General features: G+C 74.6%; 18 protein-coding genes. 13 read left to right on the forward strand and 5 right to left on the reverse strand.

All coding sequences use genetic code 11. From position 1 onward, the window contains the following. Positions 1-164: 164 nt before the first annotated feature. Both ABEB07_RS24770 and ABEB07_RS24775 read right to left on the reverse strand, forming a co-directional pair. Complete coding sequence (locus ABEB07_RS24770; protein WP_164583226.1) at positions 165-866, reverse strand: hypothetical protein; 702 nt, start codon at positions 864-866, stop codon at positions 165-167. A gap of 122 nt (positions 867-988) precedes the next feature. After that, positions 989-1,651: a TetR/AcrR family transcriptional regulator gene (locus ABEB07_RS24775; RefSeq protein WP_176148371.1), complete on the reverse strand. Its 663-nt coding sequence runs from the start codon at positions 1,649-1,651 to the stop codon at positions 989-991. A gap of 297 nt (positions 1,652-1,948) precedes the next feature. On the opposite strand from ABEB07_RS24775, the gene ABEB07_RS24780 reads away from it, so the two are divergent. From ABEB07_RS24780 to ABEB07_RS24795, 4 genes are all read left to right on the forward strand, one after another. Continuing rightward, positions 1,949-2,377, forward strand: coding sequence for a hypothetical protein (locus ABEB07_RS24780; protein WP_345670361.1), 429 nt, complete (start codon positions 1,949-1,951; stop codon positions 2,375-2,377). Between the two features lie 572 nt (positions 2,378-2,949). Beyond that, a complete protein-coding gene (gene hmgA / locus ABEB07_RS24785; RefSeq protein ID WP_345670362.1) occupies positions 2,950-4,266 on the forward strand; it encodes a homogentisate 1,2-dioxygenase in 1,317 nt (438 codons plus the stop codon). A gap of 49 nt (positions 4,267-4,315) precedes the next feature. Then, complete coding sequence (locus ABEB07_RS24790; RefSeq protein WP_164584168.1) at positions 4,316-5,065, forward strand: UTRA domain-containing protein; 750 nt, start codon at positions 4,316-4,318, stop codon at positions 5,063-5,065. A 92-nt stretch (positions 5,066-5,157) separates the two neighbouring features. Continuing rightward, positions 5,158-6,285 (forward strand): type ISP restriction/modification enzyme, encoded by a 1,128-nt coding sequence (locus ABEB07_RS24795; RefSeq protein WP_425589072.1) that lies wholly within the window; start codon positions 5,158-5,160, stop codon positions 6,283-6,285. A gap of 28 nt (positions 6,286-6,313) precedes the next feature. Here ABEB07_RS24795 and ABEB07_RS24800 read toward each other — a convergent pair whose 3' ends face one another. Then, on the reverse strand, positions 6,314-7,027 hold the full coding sequence (locus tag ABEB07_RS24800) for a TetR/AcrR family transcriptional regulator (RefSeq protein WP_345670363.1): 714 nt from the start codon (positions 7,025-7,027) through the stop codon (positions 6,314-6,316). Between the two features lie 64 nt (positions 7,028-7,091). On the opposite strand from ABEB07_RS24800, the gene ABEB07_RS24805 reads away from it, so the two are divergent. The 3 genes from ABEB07_RS24805 (at position 7,092) to ABEB07_RS24815 (ending at position 10,085) form a co-directional block, all read left to right on the forward strand. Further along, on the forward strand, positions 7,092-8,045 hold the full coding sequence (locus ABEB07_RS24805; RefSeq protein ID WP_345670364.1) for an ATP-binding cassette domain-containing protein: 954 nt from the start codon (positions 7,092-7,094) through the stop codon (positions 8,043-8,045). Beyond that, the gene (locus ABEB07_RS24810) at positions 8,042-8,824 is read left to right on the forward strand and encodes an ABC transporter permease (RefSeq protein ID WP_345670365.1); all 783 of its coding nucleotides are present in this window, start codon (positions 8,042-8,044) and stop codon (positions 8,822-8,824) included. Before ABEB07_RS24805 ends, ABEB07_RS24810 begins: the two co-directional genes overlap by 4 nt. A 64-nt stretch (positions 8,825-8,888) precedes the next feature. Continuing rightward, entirely contained in the window at positions 8,889-10,085 is a 1,197-nt protein-coding gene (locus ABEB07_RS24815) for a CaiB/BaiF CoA transferase family protein (RefSeq protein ID WP_345670366.1), read from the forward strand. Positions 10,086-10,161: 76 nt separating this feature from the next. On the opposite strand, the gene ABEB07_RS24820 is transcribed toward ABEB07_RS24815, so the two are convergent. After that, positions 10,162-10,431, reverse strand: a complete 270-nt coding sequence (locus ABEB07_RS24820) for a hypothetical protein (protein WP_164585303.1) — start codon at positions 10,429-10,431, stop codon at positions 10,162-10,164. A gap of 643 nt (positions 10,432-11,074) precedes the next feature. Continuing rightward, positions 11,075-11,884, reverse strand: coding sequence for an SGNH/GDSL hydrolase family protein (locus ABEB07_RS24825; RefSeq protein WP_164585302.1), 810 nt, complete (start codon positions 11,882-11,884; stop codon positions 11,075-11,077). 265 nt (positions 11,885-12,149) lie between these two features. Here ABEB07_RS24825 and ABEB07_RS24830 point away from each other — a divergent pair, with 265 nt between their 5' ends. The 6 genes from ABEB07_RS24830 (at position 12,150) to ABEB07_RS24855 (ending at position 20,591) form a co-directional block, all read left to right on the forward strand. After that, on the forward strand, positions 12,150-12,575 hold the full coding sequence (locus ABEB07_RS24830; RefSeq protein WP_345670367.1) for a hypothetical protein: 426 nt from the start codon (positions 12,150-12,152) through the stop codon (positions 12,573-12,575). Between the two features lies 1 nt (position 12,576). Next, complete coding sequence (locus ABEB07_RS24835; protein ID WP_345670369.1) at positions 12,577-13,686, forward strand: GNAT family N-acetyltransferase; 1,110 nt, start codon at positions 12,577-12,579, stop codon at positions 13,684-13,686. A 384-nt stretch (positions 13,687-14,070) separates the two neighbouring features. Beyond that, the gene (locus ABEB07_RS24840) at positions 14,071-14,901 is read left to right on the forward strand and encodes a glycosyltransferase family 2 protein (protein ID WP_345670370.1); all 831 of its coding nucleotides are present in this window, start codon (positions 14,071-14,073) and stop codon (positions 14,899-14,901) included. Beyond that, complete coding sequence (locus ABEB07_RS24845) at positions 14,898-16,139, forward strand: glycosyltransferase family 2 protein (RefSeq protein WP_345670371.1); 1,242 nt, start codon at positions 14,898-14,900, stop codon at positions 16,137-16,139. Before ABEB07_RS24840 ends, ABEB07_RS24845 begins: the two co-directional genes overlap by 4 nt. Then, entirely contained in the window at positions 16,136-16,939 is an 804-nt protein-coding gene (locus ABEB07_RS24850; protein ID WP_345670372.1) for a polysaccharide deacetylase family protein, read from the forward strand. Before ABEB07_RS24845 ends, ABEB07_RS24850 begins: the two co-directional genes overlap by 4 nt. After that, on the forward strand, positions 16,932-20,591 hold the full coding sequence (locus ABEB07_RS24855) for a lipopolysaccharide biosynthesis protein (protein ID WP_345670373.1): 3,660 nt from the start codon (positions 16,932-16,934) through the stop codon (positions 20,589-20,591). The genes ABEB07_RS24850 and ABEB07_RS24855 overlap by 8 nt, the downstream gene beginning before the upstream one ends. Positions 20,592-20,622: the final 31 nt, after the last annotated feature.

A 20,622-nucleotide genomic window follows, 5' to 3' on the forward strand; every position in this document is an offset into this window, starting at 1 on the left:
CGGCGCCGGGACGGGCGGGGGCGGTGGAGCCGGCCGCGCGGTGCGGCGCGTCGCGCTCGTGGTGTCCCCCGCACCGGACCCCCGCCGTCACCAGGACGGCCGCGAGGGCGCCCGTCCTGACCAGGCGGTAGGCGCGGGTCCGGTACCAGGGCCTGCGTCGGCGCCTACGCGGCGCCATGGGGGCGCCGGCGGATCAGCCGGACGTACGCGACCCCGCCGACCACGACCAGGCCGACGGCCGCGGCCCCGGCGACCGGGGAGAAGGCGTCGGCCGCGCTGACCAGACCGCCGCCGCCCGCGTGCACGCCGCCCTTCGGCCCCTGCCGGTCGTCATGGCCCGACGCGCCGCCGCCGCGCTGGCCGTTGTCGTCGTGCCCCTGGTCGCCGTCGTCGCGCCCCTGGTCGTCGATCTGACGGCCCGGCCCCTGCGCGCCCTGCTGGTGCTCCTCGTCGTGGCAGTCGACGCGGAACAGCTTCTCCTTGGAGATGCCCGCCACGGTCCAGATGAGCTTGTACTGACCGTCGGAGAGCATCAGCGGGTCGGTGTGGCCGGCGCCGTTGGCGAGCGGGATGGTGCCGGTGACGGTGGCCCGGGTGGGCAGCGGGGGCTGGGCCTGGATGGTGTAGCCGATGGTGGGCAGGACGTCGAAGTTGACGGCGTCGAGGTAGAACCGGCAGACGACGGGGTCGTCCTTGGAGACGCCGAACGGCACGCCCGCGCGGTGGATCTTGATGTCGCCGGCTTCCCCCTGCGCCATGGCGTCCGGCGCGGCCAGCCACGAGGCGCCCACCGCGGTGAGGGCCGTCAGGGCCGCGACGGCGCCGGCGCGGGAGCCGAGGGTCCGTGGGATCGTCAGGGTGGGCATGCGCGCTCCTCCGAGTCAGACGATTTTCATACAAATCGCTCTTTCACCTGACTCTCTTTCACACCCGCGCCCTCCGCCACGGCAACCCCGCCCGACGCGCCGCCGAAGATCACCCGCCCGGCTCAGTCCAGTACGCGGCTCAGATAGGCCCGCAGCAGTTCCCGGGTCTCCTCGATGACCTTCTCGTCGCCCTCGGGGTCGAGGCGGAAGGCGAGTTGGACGAGGGTGTCGGCGGTCTCGACGGCGATCAGGAAGACCCGGCGCAGGTTCTCGTCGGGCTCCCGGCGCAGGTAGCCGGAGAGCAACTGGGTGAGCCGGCGGGCCACCCGGTGGTTCGGCTCGGTGTGGCGGGTGCCGAGGGGGATCTGGTTGCCGAAGTCGACGAGGGAGAAGCCCGGGGCGGTGCGCTTCATCGCCAGGTACTCGTCGAGGACGGCGTCCACGGCGATGTGCCAGTGCCCGCCGCCCGCCCCCGCCGACGGGTCCGCGTCCTCGCCCGCCGCCTCGTCGGCGGTCCGCTGGAGGCGCTCCAGCACCCGTTCGGTGTAGCGCTCCAGGTTGCGCTGGGCGAGCGCGTCCGCCATCGCCCGCTTGTTGCCGAAGAAACGGTAGACGGAGCCGATCGGCACGCCCGCGCGCTGGGCCACGGCGCGGGTGCTCAGCTCGTCGTAGCCGACCTCGTCGAGGAGGTCGGCACAGGCGTCGAGGATCCTGGTCAGCCGTTCGGCGCTGCGCCGCTGCACGGGCGCGCGACGGAGCGAGGTCGCTTGGTGCACGGGCATCATGATGCATCCCCCGGCCCCCGGGGTGAACCGCGCCCTCCGCCACCCGCCGCCGCGCACCCCGCCGCACGCGCCGCCGCCGGACCGGCGGCCGGCGCCTGACCTGGCGTCACGTCCGGCACCTGACCTGGCGTCACGTCGGCGGCCGGCGCCCGGGCGATCGCCGTGGCCGGGGCGGATCCCGGCGCCGGTCCGGCGGCGCGTGTCCATGTCCCCGCCGGGTCCGGGGACGTGGCGGCCAGGACGGCGCGGACGGCCGCGAGAGGCGGTACGGAGGCCGGGGCGAGGTCCGGACGACCGGTGCCCCACGCTCCGGCGGACCCCGCGGCCCGCCCACCGTCGGCCCCCGTCCCGGCGGTTCCGGCCGACGAGCCCGGCACCGGACCCGGCTCCGCCGCCACCCCCGGCACGCCCGGCCCCGCCCCCATCGCCCTGGACGGCGCACCCGACGACGAGCCCGGACTCCGCGCGCCGCCCGACGAGACCGAACCCGGCGCACCCGAACCCGGCGCACCCGCCGACGAGCCGGCACCCGGCGCACCCGAGGACGAGCCCACACCCGCCGACGGCCCCGCTCCCGCCGACGCGCCTGCCCCCGACGACGGACCAGCAGCCGAGGACGCCCCCGCACCCGGCGCCGGTCCCGAGGCCGGTCCCGAGGCCGTGATGTCCGCCGTGCTCTGGACCGCGCTGCCCGACACCGCCCACACCGTGTCGTCGTCGGCGTAGAGACGGGCGGTGACGTGGTGGGTGCCGCGTGGGACGAGGCGGGCGGAGAGGCGGTAGTCGGGGGCGCGCAGGCGGCCGACGGGGCGGCCGTCCACCAGCAGGCGGGCCAGACCGCGGCCCGCCGCCGCCCGCGCGGCCGTGCCGGCCGGCGAGAAGCGGAAGCGCCGGACGGTCAGCCGCACGTCCCAGCTGCCGTCGGCGTCGGGCCGTACCTCCACGCCGACCTCGGGCGCCTCCTGCCGAGCCACCTCGCGGTAGGGGCGTCCCTCCTCGTCGGTGTGATCGATGACCTTGCCCACGGGTGCGGGCGACTTCTCCTGCGTACCGCTCCCCCGCGCACCGCCCGCACCGCAGCCGGCCGGTCCGGCCCACAGCAGGGCGCAGACCGCGAGCGCGGCGAGAGATCCGCGCGTCCTCGACGTCATGACCGGAGGGTAGAACAACGGTGCGACGAGCCGAATCCCCCTGAAGTCGGGTTCCGGTTCCGCCCGAAGGGCGACCGAGGCCCTCTTGCGCCGGCGAAAACGCAATCCTACGGTGTTCCATAGGAATCAGTCCGCAAGGGAGCGAAGATGAGCGGGGACGCACGCAAGAGGGCCGAGGCACTGGCCTACCTCTCCGGATTCGGCAATGAGCACAGCTCGGAGGCCGTTCCCGGCGCACTGCCGGACGGCCGCAACTCGCCGCAGCGCGCGCCCCTCGGGCTCTACGCGGAACAGCTCAGCGGCACCGCGTTCACCGAGCCGAGGGCGCACAACCGCCGCTCCTGGCTCTACCGCGTACGCCCCTCGGCCGCGCACCCGAAGTTCGTCCGCACCGGCAACGGCCGGCTGCGCACCGCGCCGTTCAACCAGGCGGTGCCCGACCCCAACCGGCTGCGCTGGAACCCGCTGCCGGAACCGGAGCCCGGCACCGACTTCGTCAAGGGCCTGTGGACGCTCGGCGGCAACGGCGACGCCACCCAGCGCACCGGCATGGCGGTGCACCTCTACCACGCCGACTCCTCGATGGAGCGCGTCTTCAGCGACGCGGACGGCGAGCTGCTGATCGTCCCGGAGAGCGGCGGGCTGCTGCTGCACACGGAGTTCGGACGGCTGCACGCCGAGCCGGGCGAGGTGGCGCTGATCCCCCGCGGCGTGCGCTTCCGCGTCGAGCTCCTCGACGCCACCGCGCGCGGCTACGTCTGCGAGAACTACGGCGCCGCCTTCCGCCTGCCCGACCTCGGCCCGATCGGCGCCAACGGCCTCGCCAACGCGCGGGACTTCCGCGCGCCGGTCGCCGCCTACGAGGACGCCGAGGGGCCGGTGGAGGTGGTGAACAAGTTCTGCGGCAACCTGTGGACCGCCACCTACGACCACTCCCCGCTCGACGTCGTCGCCTGGCACGGCAACTACCTGCCGTACGTCTACGACCTGCGCCGCTTCAACGTGATCGGGACGATCTCCTACGACCACCCGGACCCGTCGATCTTCACGGTGCTGACCTCGCCGAGCGACACCCCGGGGCTCGCCGGGGTGGACTTCGTGGTGTTCGCGCCGCGCTGGCTGGTGGGCGAGGACACCTTCCGGCCGCCGTACTTCCACCGGAACGTGATGAGCGAGTACATGGGCCTGATCGAGGGCGCCTACGACGCGAAGGCGGAGGGCTTCGTGCCGGGCGGCGGCTCGCTGCACAACATGATGTCGGCGCACGGGCCGGACCGGGAGACCTTCGACCGGGCGAGCGCGGCCGAGCTGCGGCCGCAGAAGATCGACGACGGGCTGGCGTTCATGTTCGAGACCCGCTGGCCGGTGACGCTGACCCCGCACGCGGCCCGCGCCGACCATCTCCAGGGGGCCTACGACGACGTCTGGCAGGGCATGGAGCGGCACTTCCGCCCCGCGCGCTGATCCCGCGCCGACCTTGCACTGACCGGCCCCTACCGGTACGGATGGCCCCGTGACCTCCTTCGCCCCGGATTCGATCGTCCTGAACCGCAAGCTGCCGCTGTGGTACCAGGTGTCGCAGTCGCTGCGCGCCTCGATCCTCGGCCGCTCGTCCCGCGATCCGCTGCGCCTGCCCACCGAGGAGCAGCTGGCCGGGCACTACGGGGTGAGCGTGCTGACCATGCGGCAGGCGCTGAAGGAGCTGGAGGACGAGGGGCTGATCAGCCGGCACCGGCGGCGCGGCACGTTCATCGAGCCCGCGGCGCTGCGCGGCGCGCCCGTGCGGCTGCTGGGCTCGGTGGACGCGATCGTGGCCCAGCAGTCGGGCATGACGACCGAGCTGCTGGCGCACGGCACGGCGCCGGTGCCCGCCGAACTCGCCGAGTTCTTCCCGGATCTCGGCGAGGTGGCGACGTACCACCGGCTGCGCGGCGACGAGAAGACCGGCGAGCCGACCAACCACGCCCGCAACTACGTCCGTCCGGAGCTGGCGCGGCGGATATCCCCGGGCGATCTGGTGCGCTGGCCGATGACCAAGGTGCTGCGGGACGTGGTGGGCGCGGACATCAGCCGGATCACGGACACCGTGGAGGCGCGGCTGGCCGACCCGGAGACCGCCCGGCTGCTCGATGTGCCGCTGCTCAGCCCGATCCTGCACTACACGGGCGTCACCTACGACACGGCGGGCCGCCCGCTGGACGTGGTGGTCATCAACTACCGCGGCGACCGCTTCTCGTTCACCGTCACCCTGGAGGCCACCTGAGCGCGCCCCCGCCCCTTTCCCGCCCGAAGCGCGCAGGCCGTACGATTCCCGGCGTGCCGTACGACGACGACGCTCCGCCGCTGGCGGACCTCATGCCGTGGTCCGTCGCACCGCCGCGACTCGGGCGGGGCTGGCCGACGGCTCCCGACGACGCCTGTCTGCGGGCCCGCTGGGAGGCTCTGCTGCGGGCCGCGGGCGCGGAGCGGGCGGCCCTGTTCGAGCCGACTCGGGCGCGCACCGCGTACTCGGCCGTGGGCCAGCTGCCGGGCCGTCCGGGCGGCACGGAGAAGCTGATCCGGGCCTCGGGTCCGTGCCCGGAGCCGGTGCGGGTGCTGGCGGCGCCCTTCGACGAGCGGTGGCTGATCCCCGACCACCGGCTGATCGACGCGGCCCGGCCGGAGCTGTGGCGGGTGGCGGACGCCCGGCAGGTGTTCGTGGTGGAGACGCCCGCCGCCCCGGGCGCCGGGCAGCCGCCGCTGCTGGCCACCTCGCTGGTCCCGCTGGTCCGCCCGGCCCGGATCCGCCCGCTGTACCGCCGCCCGGCGGGCCGGGAGCCGAATCTCGCGCCCGGTCTGCTGGAGCACCTGGCCGCCCGCCTCGGGCACGCGCCCGCGCCCGAGGACCTGCTCGCCTGGACGCTGACGGCGGCCCGGCCGGCGCCGGACGGCCCCGTCGTCCCGCTGACCGGGGACGCGGAGCGCTGGGCGGCCGGTGTGGCGGCGGGCCGCCGCGCCCTGTGGCTGATGCGGCGCGACGGCGAGCGCCCCAAGCTGCCCGGCGGCCGCCGCCCCTACGTCCGCGCGCCGCTGCCGCCCCGGCCGCTCGCCCTGCGCTACGACCGCGACGAGGAGGCGCTGTACCTCGACGAGGGCCGCGTCTCACCGGTGCCGGCGGCGGCCTGGGACTTCGAGACCGGTTCCGGCCGGGTGCTGGAGCAGTGGTTCGCGGCCCGCACCGGGCCCGCCGGGGCGGACGGCCTCGCGGCGATCGGTCCGGCCGCCTGGCCGCAGGCGTGGACCTCCGAGCTGCTGGAGCTGATCACGGTCCTGGCGCTGCTCGCCGAGGCCCGGCCCGAACCGCCGCAGGCGGTGCCCGACCCGGTCGGGGCCGCCGAGCTGCGGGCCGCGGGCGTGCTGCCGGCGCCGGAGTCCGCGCGCCGGCCGGCCACCGTCCTCGACCACCAGGAGGAGGGCCCCGAGGGCCAGTTCGCCCTGATCTGAGGGCGTCCCCGGCGCGGCGCCGCGCGCCTCAGCCGCGCGGCGCGAAGCCGTCCAGCACCCGCGTCACCGCCCGTTCGAACACCGCCTCCAGGTCGATGGGGCCGGCGTCCTCGGTGAAGGCCGCCGCCAAGCGCGGGTAGGCGCCGGTGGCGACCCGGCCGCCCAGGTAGGCGATCCGCACGGCGGTCTCCTCCGCCTCCGACCAGGGCAGGGAGCGGGTGCGCTCGGCGGTGGCCAGCTCGTTGGAGACGTACATGGTCACCACGGCGTTGAGCATGGCGATCAGTTCCATCTTGGTGCCGGAGGCCGCCTCCAGGGGGTCCAGGCAGGTCAGGCAGTGCTCCAGATAGCGCAGGGCGTTGGGGCTGAAGCCGTAGATCCCGGACATCAGGCGGGGCAGCCAGGTGTGACGGCGCATCAGCTCGCGTGACTGGTGCGCGACCCGGCGCAGGTCGGCGCGCCAGTCGCCGCTCGGCTCCCACAGCTCGTGCTCGCCGCTGACGGCGTCCACCATCAGCTCGTACAGGTCCTCCTTGCGGGGGACGTAGTTGTACAGCGACATGGTGCCGCAGCCCAGTTCGGCGGCGACGTGCCGCATCGAGACCGCGTCCAGACCGCCGGCGTCGGCGATCCGCACGGCCGCCGCGGCGACGTCGGCGCGCGTGTACGCGGGCTTCGGGCCCCGGCCGGTCCGCTCCGGACGGGCCCAGATCACTTCGGGTCGGGCCGTACGGCCGGCCATGGTTCACCACCTCGCCCCACCATCGTAGTTACGTACGGCGTACGTAGTGCGCTATGGTCGGGCCATGACTTCTACGTACGCTGTACTGAGTGAAGGTCTGGAGAAACGGTTCGGTCGGGTCCATGCCGTGCGCGGCCTGGACCTGGCGGTCGCCGAGGGCACGGTCTGCGGGGTGCTCGGGCCCAACGGCGCCGGCAAGACGACGGCCGTGCGGCTGCTGACCACGCTGCTGCGGCCGGACGCGGGCTCGGCCCGGGTGGCCGGGTTCGACCTGGTGCGCGAGCCGGCCGCCGTGCGCCGCGCGATCGGGGTGACCGGCCAGGACACCTCCGTCGACGTGGATCTCACCGGTCGGCAGAACCTGCGGCTGTTCGCCCGGCTGCACCGCGTGCCGGACCCGGCGGCGCGCGCCGACGAGCTGCTGGAGCGGTTCGGCCTCACCGAGGCCGCCGGGCGGTGCGCCTCGGCCTACTCGGGCGGGATGCGCCGCCGGCTGGACCTGGCGGCCAGTCTGCTGCGCCGGCCCGCCGTGCTGTTCCTGGACGAGCCGACCACCGGCCTCGACCCGGCCAGCCGCAACCGCATCCGGGAGGCCGTGCGCGAGCTGAAGGAGCGGGGCACCACGGTGGTGCTGACCACCCAGTACCTGGAGGAGGCCGACCAGCTGGCCGACGAGATCGCCGTGGTGGACCGCGGGCGGGTCGCGCACACCGGCTCCCCGGCCCGGCTCAAGGCGCTGATCGGCACGCACGCCGAGGCCGTCCTCGCCGACGCCGCCGAGCTGCCGCGGGCGGCGGCCGTGCTGGACCGGCTCACCGGCGCGCGACCGGTGCTCGACCACGAGCGGGCCACCGTCGGCGCGGTCTGTGCCGACCCGACGCTCACCCTGCCCCGGCTGGTGCGCGAACTCGACGCGGCGGGCGTGCTGCTGCTCGACGCCCGCCTCCGGCCGCCCACCCTGGACGACGTCTTCCTCCGGCTGACCGAAGACACCCCCGTGAAGGAGACCGCGGCATGAGCGCGCTCGCGTACGACGGCCTGGCGATGACGGGCCGGCAGCTGCGCCGGGTCCGCAACAACCCGGGCCTGGCGATCCTGACCCAGATCATGCCCATCAACATGCTGCTGTTCTTCGGCTACGTCTTCGGCAGCGCGCTGGCGATGCCCGGCCGGGAGTACCGCGCCTTCCTGGTGCCCGGGCTGCTGGCGGCGACGGCGGCGGGCGGGATCATGACGGGGATGTTCCAGGCGGCGCAGGACACGCACCGGGGCGTGGCGGACCGTTTCCGCGCCATGCCGGTGAGCCGGGCGGCGGTGCCGCTCGGGCAGGCGGCGGCCGACCTGGTCGTCACCGCGCTCGGCACGGTGCCGCTGCTGCTGGTCGGGCTGGCGGTGGGCTGGCGGATCGAGGGCGGCGCGGTGCGGGCGCTGGGCGCGGTGGCCCTGCTGCTGCTGTTCCGCTTCGCGTGCACCTGGGCCGGCATCCTGCTGGGACTCCTCTCGCGCAGCGAGGAGGCGGCCGGTCAGCTGGGCGCGTCCACGTTCGTCCTGCCGCTGCTGTCCAACGCCTACATCCCCACCGGCAACCTGGCCGGCTGGCTGCGCGCCCTGGCCGAGTGGAACCCGATCAGCGCGGTCACGGCCGCCCTGCGCGGTCTGTTCGGCGGCTCCCCCGTCCCGCACGGCGCCGCCTGGCCGGTGGCGCACCCGGTCGCCGGAACGCTGGCTTGGAGCGTCCTGCTGATCGCGCTGTGCGCGCCCCTGGCCGTGCGCCGGTACGCGCGCGGCGAGCGCTGAGCCGCGGCCCGCCGGGGGCGGACGCTGCTGACAAGGCGGGCGCGCGCGGGTCATGATCCAGCGCATGGACCAGCTTCCCCCGCCCCTGGAGGGCATCACCGTCGTCGCCGTCGAACAGGCCGTCTCGGCCCCCTTCGCCACCCGGCAGCTCGCCGATCTCGGCGCCCGGGTGATCAAGGTCGAGCGGATCGACGGCGGCGACTTCGCGCGCGGCTACGACACCGCGGCCGGCGGTCTCGCCTCCCACTTCGTGTGGTGCAACCGCGGCAAGGAGTCGATAGCGCTGGACCTGAAGGACCCGCGGGGCCTGGCGGTGGTGCGGCGGCTGGTCGCGGACGCGGACGTGTTCGTGCAGAACCTCGCCCAGGGCGCCGCCGCCCGGCTGGGCCTGGACGCGGCCGCCCTGTGCGCCGCGCACCCGCGGCTGATCGCCGTGGACATCTCGGGCTACGGCGCGGGCGGCCCGTACGCGGACAAGCGGGCGTACGACATGCTCGTGCAGTGCGAGGCCGGTCTGGTGTCGGTGACCGGGACGCCCGGGCAGCCGGTGAAGGCGGGCATCCCGGCGGCGGACGTCGCGGCGGCCATGTACGCCTTCTCGGGGGTGCTGGCCGCGCTGGTGCGGCGCGGCACGACCGGGCGGGGCGGGCAGGTGGAGGTGTCGATGCTGGAGGCGCTGGCCGAGTGGATGGGGCATCCGCTGCACCACGCGATGCACGGCGGGAGCGCCCCGGCGCGCACCGGCCTCGCGCACGCCGTAATCGCGCCCTACGACGCGTACGGCACGGCGGACGGCGGGCGGGTGCTGCTGTCGGTGCAGAACGACCGGGAGTGGCGCAGGCTCGCCGAACAGGTGCTGGAGCGGCCGGAGTTGGCTCGTGACCCGGCGTTCGCGACGAACGCGGCGCGGGTGGAGCGCCGGGAGCGCGTGGACGAACTGGTCGGCGAGGCACTGGGCGCGCTGGGCGCCGACGAGGCGCAGGCGCGGCTGGAGGGCGCGGGAATCGCCTGCGCGCGCCTGCGGGACGTGCACGAGGTGGCCGGGCATCCGCAGCTGGCGGCGCGGGAGCGGTGGCGGGAGGTGGGGACGCCGACCGGGCCGCTTCGGGCGCTGCTGCCGCCGATCACCCTGCCGGGCGGGGCCGAGGCGCGGATGGGGGACGTACCCGCGCTGGGGCAGCACACCGAGGCGCTGCTGCGAGCCGTGGGGATGCCGGCCGACGAGATCGCGGCGTTGCGCCGGGACGGGGTGGTGGCCTGATCGCGGACGGCCTGATCGCGGATGCCGCCGAGCGGCTCCGGGGACGCCGGGACGTCTCCGGAGGGCGCCGGCGCGGTCAGCGACCGCCGAACAGCGAGCGGCGCAGCCGGCGCAGGGGCGCGAACAGCGACACCCGGCTCACCCGTGCGCCCCTGCCCGTGCGGTCGTGCGCGGTGTCACGCGCGGTCAGCTCGCGCATCAGCAAGGTCGCCTCGGCCGCTTCGCGCTGCGGGATGGCAGGGCCGCCCAGCACCGCGAGATGGCGGTCGAGACGCGAGCTGGTCGCGCTGCTGCCGCAGGTGATCGCAGGGACCCTCGCCCTGCTGCGCACTGTTATCTGCTCCATGTCACTCCCCACCCGTACGAGTCCACCCGGCCCGGGCAGAGTAACCCTATCTCCCCATGGAGGCTTGCGGGTATCGCGGTCACAGGATTCACCTTCCCCGTAAGGGTGTTGACGACTACTCTCCGAATCCGACCGATTTCACGGCGAGTTGGACAATCGGCTGGCCGTCGGGCCGGGCCGGCCCCTCTTAGGGTTCCACGGTTACGGCCAGTGATGCCGCCGAGTTGGCGTGGCCGGCGACGGACGGAGGCGGGTCGCCCGCGGGAAGTCAGCGGCGAATCCGCCAGAAGCCCGCGAGAAGCCCGCGAGAAGCCCGGGGGATCGCGGTGGTGCGCCGGGGCGCGCGGCCCGGAGCCGGGGCGCGCTGCCACGCGGTGGAGCCGGGCGCCCGCTCAGGGTGAGCGCCGCGCGCCCTTCGCGGGCGGAAGCGATCACTCCGATACGGCGGTCCGGACGTCGCCGTCGGCGGTGGTCCGGGCATCCGTCCGGGCGTCCGTCCGGGCGTCGGCGGCGGCGCGAACGTGGGCCATCTCACGTGGCCCGTCTCGCCGTGCGCCGGGCGGGAGTTCGGCCGCGAAGCGAGACGGAGACCCCGGGTGCGGGGTCTCCGTCTCGTGCGCCGGACGCGGGGCCGCCGGGTGGATCAGGCGGCGTTGGTGAGGACCGGGAGGTAGGCGCCGGCCTGGCCGTCGGCCGTCGGGTGGTAGGACTCGCCGATGTCGAGCCAGTTGACGCTGTGCAGCCAGGAGTCGCCGGAGCAGATCTCGTGTCCGGTGAAGGGGGTGCGCACGTCGCCGAAGGCGAAGCCGTGGTTGGCGGCGGCCTTGGCGATGGTGCTGTTCATGAGGTCGGAGGCGCCGTTGATGGCGGAGCGCTTGGTGTCGGACAGGCCGAGGCAGACCTGGCCGATCTGGTAGAAGCGCGGGTAGCCGATGACGACCACGCGGGCGGAGGGCGCCTTGCTGCGGATCACCGAGTAGAGGTTGTCGAGCTTGCCGGGAAGCGTCGAGGTGACGTACGACCGGGCGGTGTTGATGCGGGAGACGCAGGTGCTGTCGGACGAGGTCACACAGGTCGTCATGACGTCGGCGAAGCCGGCGTCGTTGCCGCCGATGGTGAGGGAGACCAGGGACGTGGCGGAGTTGAGCGACCCGAGCTGGTTGGCGAGGACGTCGTCGGTCTTGGCGCCCGAACAGGCGGTGAAGGAGAACGACGAGGGGGCGTGCGCGGCGTTCCAGAGGTAGGGGTACGCCTTGGTGCTGCGGTCGCAGTCGCCGCTGGAGCTGATGTAGCTGCCGGCGCCCACGCCCGAGGAGTAGGAGTCGCCGAGGGCCACGTATCCGCCTGCGGCCGCGCCCTGTTGGGACGCCTGCGCGGCGGCCGCTCCGGTCAGGGCCAGGCCGGCGGCGAGGAGAAGCGAGCTGACACGGGCGGCGATGCGGAAACGTCTCATGGAACCCTCCCTGTAGCAGGATCTCTGCGTCAACTGTGATACCGGCTACGCGCGTTGACAGGAAGTGTTCATGTCAAAAATTCTCCGGCGTTCAACTGCGGCGAGGGGCTCCGTACAGATGTCCGACACTCCGTCAGCAAGCCGCGGCGAGCGGGTTTCGTGAGCCGGGAGCCACCCTCACGGGTGGTGGGTGCGTCTTGACGGCCCCGCGCGACTGCGCGACATTGAAGCCCGGCATCCGGCGCTTCGGGGGGCAAAGTCGCCCATGCAGACCATCCCTGTCACGACAGCCGCGACGGACGGCGCCAAGCGGGCTCGGCCGGGTCCGGGGAGGGACCTGTCGCCGCTGCTCGCGGGCGCCGCGACGGCCGTCGCCGGCCTCGGGGCGCTGCTCGCGCTGACCGGCTCCGGCTCACCGCTGCGCGGCCCCACGACCCTCTTCTTCCTGCTCGCCGCGCCCGCCGCCGCGCTCGCCGCGCTGCTGCGCGGACTGGCCCCGGGCGCCCGGGCGCTCGTCTCGCTGGCGGGCGCCGTCGCCGTCGACATGCTGGTGGCCCAGGGCATGCTGGCCGTGCACCGCTGGTCGGTGAACGGCGGGATCGTGGCCGTGGGCGCCTTCAGCGCCCTGGTCCTGCTGTCGGTCGCCGTGGGGCGGTGGCGGGCCCGTGCGGTGAGAAGACGAGGCGTGTGACGTGGACGTGAGCGTGTACCGCCCCGGCGAACTGAGCGCCGCCGACCGGGCCGTGTGGACCGCGTGGCAGTCCAAGGCCCACCTGCACGGCGCGGCGGAGCTGGCCAACCCCTTCCTGGCACCGGAGTTCGCGCTCGCGGTGGGCCGGTGCAGACGCGGGGTCAGGATCGCGGTGGTGCGCGAGGGCGGGGAGCCGGTGGCCTTCTTCCCGTTCCAGAGATCGGCCGGCGGGGTCGGCCGGGCGGTCGGCCTCGGCGTCTCCGACTGCCAGGGCGTGGTGCACCGGCCCGGTTTCACCTGGGACGCCCACGCACTGCTGCGGGCCTGCGGGCTCGCCGTCTGGGAGTTCGACCATCTGGTGACGGGTCAGCGGCCGTTCGAGGCGGAGGCCGCCGGCGCCTTCCCGTCCCCGGTGCTGGACCTCGACCGGGGCTACGACGCCTATCTGCGCGAACTGCGCGTCCGCTCCCCGAAGTTCACCCGCACCACCCTCGCCAAGGACCGCCGGCTGGGCCGCGACGCCGGCCCGGTGACCTACGTCCACGACGAGCGCGACCCGGCCGCGCTGGCCACCCTGATGACCTGGAAGTCGGCGCAGTACCGGCGCACCGGGCGCAGCGACCGCTTCGCGCACGCCTGGATCACCGCCCTGGTCACCCGTCTCTTCCACACCCGCTCCGCGCCGTTCGCGGGCGTCCTGTCGGTGCTGTACGCGGGCGGCGAGCCGGTCGCCGCGCATTTCGGGCTGCGCACCGAGCGGGTCCTGGCGTGCTGGTTCCCGGCGTACGACCCGGCGTACGCGAAGTACTCCCCGGGCCTGGTGCTGCACCTGCGGATGGCCGAGGCGGCCGCCGCCGACGGCATCGCCTACCTCGATCTCGGCCGGGGCCAGAAGGAGTACAAGGACTCCCTCAAGACGCGTGAACTGAGCGTCTCCGAGGGCTGGGTGACGCGCCGCCACCCGGTGGCGTTCGGACACCGGGCGCGCCGCGCCCCGGTCCGGGCGCTGCGCAACGCGGTGCAGTCACGGCCGGAACTGTTCCAGCCGGCCGACCGACTGCTCAAAAAGATGGGGCAAATACGCTCAATACGTTCAAGTCACCAAAAATAATGAGCATCACGTACATCGGGGGGAAATCCAGGAAAGCGTGAGATCTGGTTGCAGGTCTTGCCATACTGGCTCAATCGTCAATACCGTCGTACATCTCACTCGCACCGGCCCGACCGCACGCGGTTCCAGGGGAGGGCTCAGGACCGGGACGGGCCGGAGTGAGGCGCGGTAGGGGGGTGCCGTGCTCGGTGGCCGCGAGGCCGTCGGGCCGTGCCGCGCGGTCGGCCGCCGCTGTCGGGGCGAACCGGCCAGTTCTGCCAGCTCACCCGGTGGGCCCGGGGACCGCTCCGCCGTGCCCGCCGGGTGAGAGCCCCCCTTTCGAACCGGACACACAGCCGGGCCGCCCGGGGGCGGGCGGTCCGCCGGACGAGAGGGACACAACCCATGAGCTCAGTTCTGCGCCCGCCGGCCGCGGGCCCGGACCCGTCCACGGCCGGTCAGTACCGGCCCATCTCCTCACACCTGGCCATCACGCCGCCGGTGAGCGTGGTGATCCCCGCCATGAACGAGGCGGAGAACCTGCCCTACGTCTTCAAGACACTGCCGGACTGGATACACGAAGTGGTGCTCGTCGACGGCGATTCCACCGACGCCACCGTGGCGGTCGCCCGCGAACTGTGGCCGAAGGTGCGGGTCGTCCCGCAGCGGGGCAAGGGCAAGGGCGACGCGCTGACCACCGGCTTCGCGGCGTGCACCGGCGACATCATCGTGATGGTCGACGCGGACGGCTCCGCCGACGGCGGCGAGATCGTCAGCTACGTCTCCGCCCTGGTCTCGGGCGCCGACTTCGCCAAGGGCTCCCGCTTCGCCAACGGCGGCGGCACCGACGACATGACCTTCGTGCGCAAGCTCGGCAACCGCGTCCTGTGCGCCGTCGTCAACCGCAAGTTCGGCGCCCGCTACACCGACCTGTGCTACGGCTACAACGCGTTCTGGCGGCACTGCCTGGACAAGATCGAGCTGGACTGCACCGGCTTCGAGGTCGAGACCCTGATGAACATCAGAGTCGTCAAGGCCGGCCTGAAGGTGCAGGAGATCCCCAGCTACGAGTACCTGCGCATCCACGGCGCCAGCAACCTGCGCGCGGTGCGGGACGGGCTCAGGGTGCTGCGGGTGATCCTCGCCGAGCGGTCCAACCGGCGCGAGCTGCGCCGCCAGGAGCGGCACTCCCCGATGCTCGGCGCGTTCCCGGGAGACCCGGAGGACCTGTCTTGACCGGTCCCGGCATCTCCGTCGTGATCTGCGTCTACACCGAGGACCGCTGGGAGGACATCCTCGCGGCGGTCGCCTCGGTGCGGGCGCAGTCCCGGCCGGCCCAGGAGATCCTGCTGGTCGTGGACCACCACCGCGCGCTGCTGGAGCGGCTGGCCGAGCGGTACGCGCCGCCCGGGGCGGACGGCGGGGTGCGGGTGCTCGCCAACGCGGGCCCGCGCGGCCTGTCCGCCGGCCGCAACACCGGCATCGCCGCCTCCCGGGGTGAGGTGATCGCCTTCCTGGACGACGACGCGGTGGCCGAGCGGGACTGGCTGCGCCGCTTCGCCGAGGCCTACGCCGACCCGAAGGTGTGGGCGGTGGGCGGCCGTACGGAGCCCGTGTGGGCGTCGGGCCGCCGGCCGGCCTGGTTCCCGGAGGAGTTCGACTGGGTGGTGGGCTGCACCTACCGGGGCCTGCCGCCGGGCCGGGTCCGGGTGCGCAACGTGCTGGGCGGCAACGCCTCCTTCCGGCGCGCCGCGTTCGACGCGGCGGGCGGCTTCGCCACCGGCATCGGCCGGGACGGCGACCGGCGCCCGCTGGGCTGCGAGGAGACCGAGCTGTGCATCCGGCTCAGCCGGGCCCGCCCGGACGCGGTGCTCCTGATCGACGACCGTGCGGTCATCCACCACCGGGTGCCGCACGCCCGCGAGCACTTCCGCTACTTCCGCGCCCGCGCCTGGGCCGAGGGCCTGTCCAAGGCGCTGGTGGCCCGCAGCGTCGGCGCGGCCAGGGGCCTGGAGTCCGAACGCCGCTACGCCACGCGGGTGCTGCCCGCCGGGGTGGCGCGCGGGCTGCGGGACGCGCTGCTGGCCCGCGAGGGGGGTGCGGGCCGGGCCGGGGCGATCGTCGCCGGGGTGCTGACGGCGGCCGGCGGTTACGCCGTCGGCAGTGTCCGGGCCGCCCGCCGGGGCGGCACGGCGTTCCGGGTGCCGGGCGTCGGGAGGCCCTTGGCGCCCCCGGCCGCGCCCGCCTCGCCGCCCGGGACGGGCCGGGCGGCGGCGGGCGGTGTGAGGGCGGGTGCGGACGAGAAGGAGTCGGGCGGTGACCGGGCCGGAGCGCACGTCGAAGCAGCCGACGACGACAGGCCCGGAGCAAGTGCAGAGACCGTCGGCGGCGACCGGGCCGGGGCGGCTGGAGGAACCGTCGGCGGCGGCGTGGCCGGGGCCGACGGGGAAGCGGTGGGGGGACGATCCGTATGAACGCGTCCGTGCCGGTGCTGATGTACCACGCGGTCGCCGGTGAGCCGAACGCGGCCACCCGCGGCCTGTCCGTGTCCCCCCGGGCGTTCGCCGAGCAGATGGCGGTGCTGCGCGAACTGGGCCGCCACCCGGTCACCACGGCCGAGCTGGCCGCCCACTGGCGTACCCCCGGCTCCCGGCCGCTGCCCGCCGACCCGGTCCTGATCACCTTCGACGACGGCTACGCGGGCGTCCACCGGCACGCCCTGCCCGTCCTGGCCGAACACGCCTTCGCGGCCACGCTGTTCGTCTCCACCGGCTGGCTGCGGGGCGCGTACGACACCGGCGGCGGCCCGGACGCCATGCTCGACTGGGACCAGGTGCGCGAACTGGCCGCCGGCGGTGTCGAGATCGGCGGGCACAGCCACACCCACCCGCAGCTCGACCAGCTCGACGACGACGCTCTGTGGACGGAGCTGATCCGCTGCAAGGAGATCATCGCGGGCGAACTGGACGCCGTGCCCCTCTCGTTCGCCTACCCCTACGGCTACTCCAGCCGCCGGGTACGCGCCCGGGTCAGGGCGGCCGGCTACCGGCAGGCGCTCGCCGTGGGCAACGGGCCGGCCCGCCGCGGCCAGGGCCCGTACGCGATGCGGCGGCTGACCGTGCGCCGCACCACCACCGTCGAGGAGTTCACCCGGCTCGTCCAGGGCCGCCCGCTCGTCCGCGACGTCGCCCGGGACCGGGCCCTCACCAAGGGCTACGCCCTGGTCCGCAGAGCCCGCGGGCTCGGCCGGAAGGCTTCCCTCACCCGTGTCTGACACGACCACCACCACCGAGGAGACGGCGCCCGGAACCGGGGCGGCCGAACGGCCGGGACGCCGGCCGCGCCTGCCCGGCCGGAGCGAGAGCACCGGCGGCCAGCTGTTCCGCAACGCCTACGCGCTGATGCTCAACACCGGGATCTCCGCGGTGCTGGGCCTCGGCTTCTGGCTGGTCGCCGCCCGCTACTACTCCGACTCCGCGGTCGGCCAGGGCTCCGCGGCGATCGCCGCCATGAAGTTCCTGGCCGGGCTGACCGCGGTGACCCTCACCGGCGCCCTGGCCCGGTTCATCCCGGTCTCCGGCCGCGCCACCGGACGCCTCGTCGCCCGCACCTACGCGGGCAGTTCGCTCGTCGTGGCGTGCGCGGCGGCCGTGTTCCTGCTGACGCTGGACACCTGGGGGCCGTCGTACCGCTTCCTGCACGGGCTCTCGCACGGGCTCGGCTTCATCGCCGCCGTGATGGCGTGGAACCTGCTCACCCTCCAGGACGGGGTGCTGACCGGGCTGCGCAGCGCGCCGTGGGTGCCGGTGGGCAACACGGTGTTCTCGGCGGTGAAGCTGGCGCTGCTGGTGAGCCTGGCCGGCGCGCTCGCCACGACCGGGGTGTTCGTCTCCTGGGTCGTCGCCATCGCCACCTCCGTGGTGCCGCTGGGCTGGCTGGTGTTCCGGCGGCTCGTGCCCCGGCACACGGCGGCGACCGAGCGGCACGCCAAGCCGCCGGACGCCCGGGAACTGGTGCGCTTCCTGGCCGGCGACTACACCGGCTCGCTGTTCTCGCTCGCCGTGGTCTACCTGGTGCCGGTCCTCATCGCCTCGCAGGTCAGCTCGGCCGACAACGCCTACTTCTACATCACCACGACCATCGGCGGCACCGTCAACCTGCTCGCCATCAACATGGGCGCCTCGCTGACCGTGGAGAGCTCGCACGACCCGGCGCGACTGGCCGCCAACACCCGGGCCGCGCTGGGGCGGATGGCCCGGATCATGCTCCCGGTCTGCGGGCTGCTGTTCCTCCTCGCGCCGCGGATCCTGCACGTCTTCGGCGACGGCTACGCGCACGCGGCGACCCCGCTGCTGCGCTGGTTCGCGGTCGGCGCGCTGCTGCGGGTCGTGATGGAGACGTACTTCGCGGTGCTGCGCGCGCAGAGCCGCACCGCCGGACTGGCCTGGCTCCAGGGCCTGTTGTGCGTGCTGGTACTCGGTCTGACGGTGCTGCTGCTGCCTCGGATGGGGCTGACCGGCGCGGGCGTGGCGGAGATCTCCAGCCTCGCCGTGATCGTGGCGATCGCCGCGCCCCGGCTGTACCGGACCCTCCGGGCGGCGCCCGCCCGGGGCGTGCCCGAGGACACGGCGCCCGACGGGGACCTCGCCGACCTGGGAGCGGGCGCGGACGGCGCCGTGCCGGCGCGGCGGCGGCCCGCCTGGGCGCGGGAGTCCGACACCCTCGCGCTCGGCCCGCACCTCGACTTCGACCACGTGGAACGCCGCCCCGACGTACGCCCCGGCCCGGGCACGCCGCCGGCCGGCGCCGCCGGGGCGGACGGGGCGGACGAGGCGGAAGCGGCGGCCGAGCGGGAGGCGGACGCGCCGGAGCCGCCCCCAAAGGACGACGCTCCCCCGCCCTCCGCCGGGCTCACCCGTTCCGGGGTCGTCCTCGGCTGTCTGCTGGTGGCCGCGCTGCTGCTGTACTGGGTGCCCGCGCTGCGCCTGGACGACGCCGATCTGGACCGGATGGGCGGGCTCGGTCTGATCTCCGTGCTGCCGCCGGCGACGCTGGCCGGTGCGGCGCTGCTGGTCGTGGTGTTCGCCGCGCTGCTCCGGCCGGGCCGCGAACACCGGGCGCTGCTGCTGGTCACGCTGCTGGCCACCGTGGTCTCGCTGCACGCGCTGCCCGCGGTGATCGAGAGCGAGCCGCGGTTCGCGACCGCCTGGCAGCACCTCGGCTTCATCGACTACATCGACCGCACCGGTTCGGCCGTCCCCGACCTGGACGCCCGCTGGAGCTGGCCGGGGTTCTTCGCGGTGGCCGCGTTCACCGCCAGGGCCTGCGGTCTGAGCGACCTCACCGAGGTCATCCGCTGGTGGCCGCTGACGATCCAGCTCCTCTACCTGCCGCCGATGTTCCTGCTGACCCGGGCGCTGCGGGCGAGCTGGCGGGCCAAGTGGACCGGGGTGTGGATCTTCGTGCTGGGCGGCTGGGTCGGCCAGGACTACTTCTCCCCGCAGGGCTTCACCTATCTGCTCTACCTGGTCTTCGCGGCGATCCTGCTGGTCTGGTTCCGGGCGCCGCGCGTGCTGTGGACGACGGCGCGGCCCGGCGAGGCGGAGGTCGAGCCGACGACCCGGCGGCAGCGGACGGTGCTGCTCGCGGTGGTGTGCGGCCTGTTCGCCGCCACCGTCCCGGCCCACCAGCTCACGCCGTTCGTGATGCTGGGCGTGCTGGCCGCGCTCGTCCTGGTGGGCCGGTGCGAACTGCGCGGCCTGCCCGTCCTGTTCACGGTGCTGGTGGTGTTCTGGCTGGGCTTCATGGCCGAGCCGTACTGGTCCGGGCACTTCGACGAGCTGTTCGGCGGGGTCGGCGGGGTCGGCGGCAACGTCTCGACGTCCGTCTCGGGCCGTATCGCGGGCGGTGACCCCACGCACAAGCTGGTGCTGTACACCCGGGTGCTGCTGGCCGGCACGGTGCTGGCGCTTGCCTGCTGGGGCTGGTGGCGGCGGCGCGCGCACCAGTACCGCGACCGGGCGCTGCCGGTGCTGGCCTTCGTGCCGTTCCTGGGCTTCGGCATGCAGTCCTACGGCGGCGAGATGGCGCTCAGGGTGTTCATGTTCGCGCTGCCCGGAGCCGGACTGCTGGCCGCGCTGGCCCTGTTCCCGCGCGCCGGGGTCACCGCCCGGGAGCGCGCGACGGACCGGTCGAGCCTGGGACCGCCGGCCGCGCTGCTGACGGGGCTGCTGCTGATGGGCGGCTTCCTGGTGGCCCGCTGGGGCAACGAGCCGTTCGAGCGGATCCGGCCCGGCGAGGTCGCCGCGATGGAGTACGTCTACGCCCACGACCGGCCGACCGTACGGCTGCTGTGGCTGAGCGACGACCCGGTGAACGACGTCACCCCGGCCATGCCGTGGGGCGCGCGGGACATGGAACGCGTCGACTACGTGCCCACCCTGGCGCCGGCCGACCCGGTGCTGGTGGCGAGCCTGGTCAAGGCGCTCAAGGACGCGGGCCCGAACTCGTACCTGATGGTCGATGCGGGGCAGGCCGCCTATCTGCGGCTGGACAAGGGCTACTCGGCCGGCTGGGAGACGCGGCTGCTGCGCGGCCTCGACGGCCGAGGCGAGCTGGCCAAGGTCTACGGCAACGGCGACGCGAGCGTGTACGCGCTGCGCGAGCGCCCCCCGGGAGCGGTGCCCGCGCCGCGTCCCGGGCCGATCGGTCCGCGGGTGACGTGGACGCCGTGGTCGGTGGCCGGCGCCCTCGCGGCGCTCGCCCTGGTCGTGCTGCTCGCCGCCCGCGAGGTCGTCCGGGTCGCGGTGCGGCCGGGGGTGCGGCGGCTTCGCCTGCTCCAGGGCAGCTTCTGGTTCTCGCTGCCGCTGCTCGCGCTGCTGTTCGCCGCGCTGGTGCAGCGGTTCGTGACGATGGGGGGCGGCTAGCGCTTCCCCTGGTGAGGCAGGCCGGGGCGGG

The organism is Streptomyces similanensis (genome assembly GCF_039543625.1).
GTDB classification, from domain to species: Bacteria; Actinomycetota; Actinomycetes; order Streptomycetales; family Streptomycetaceae; genus Streptomyces; species Streptomyces similanensis.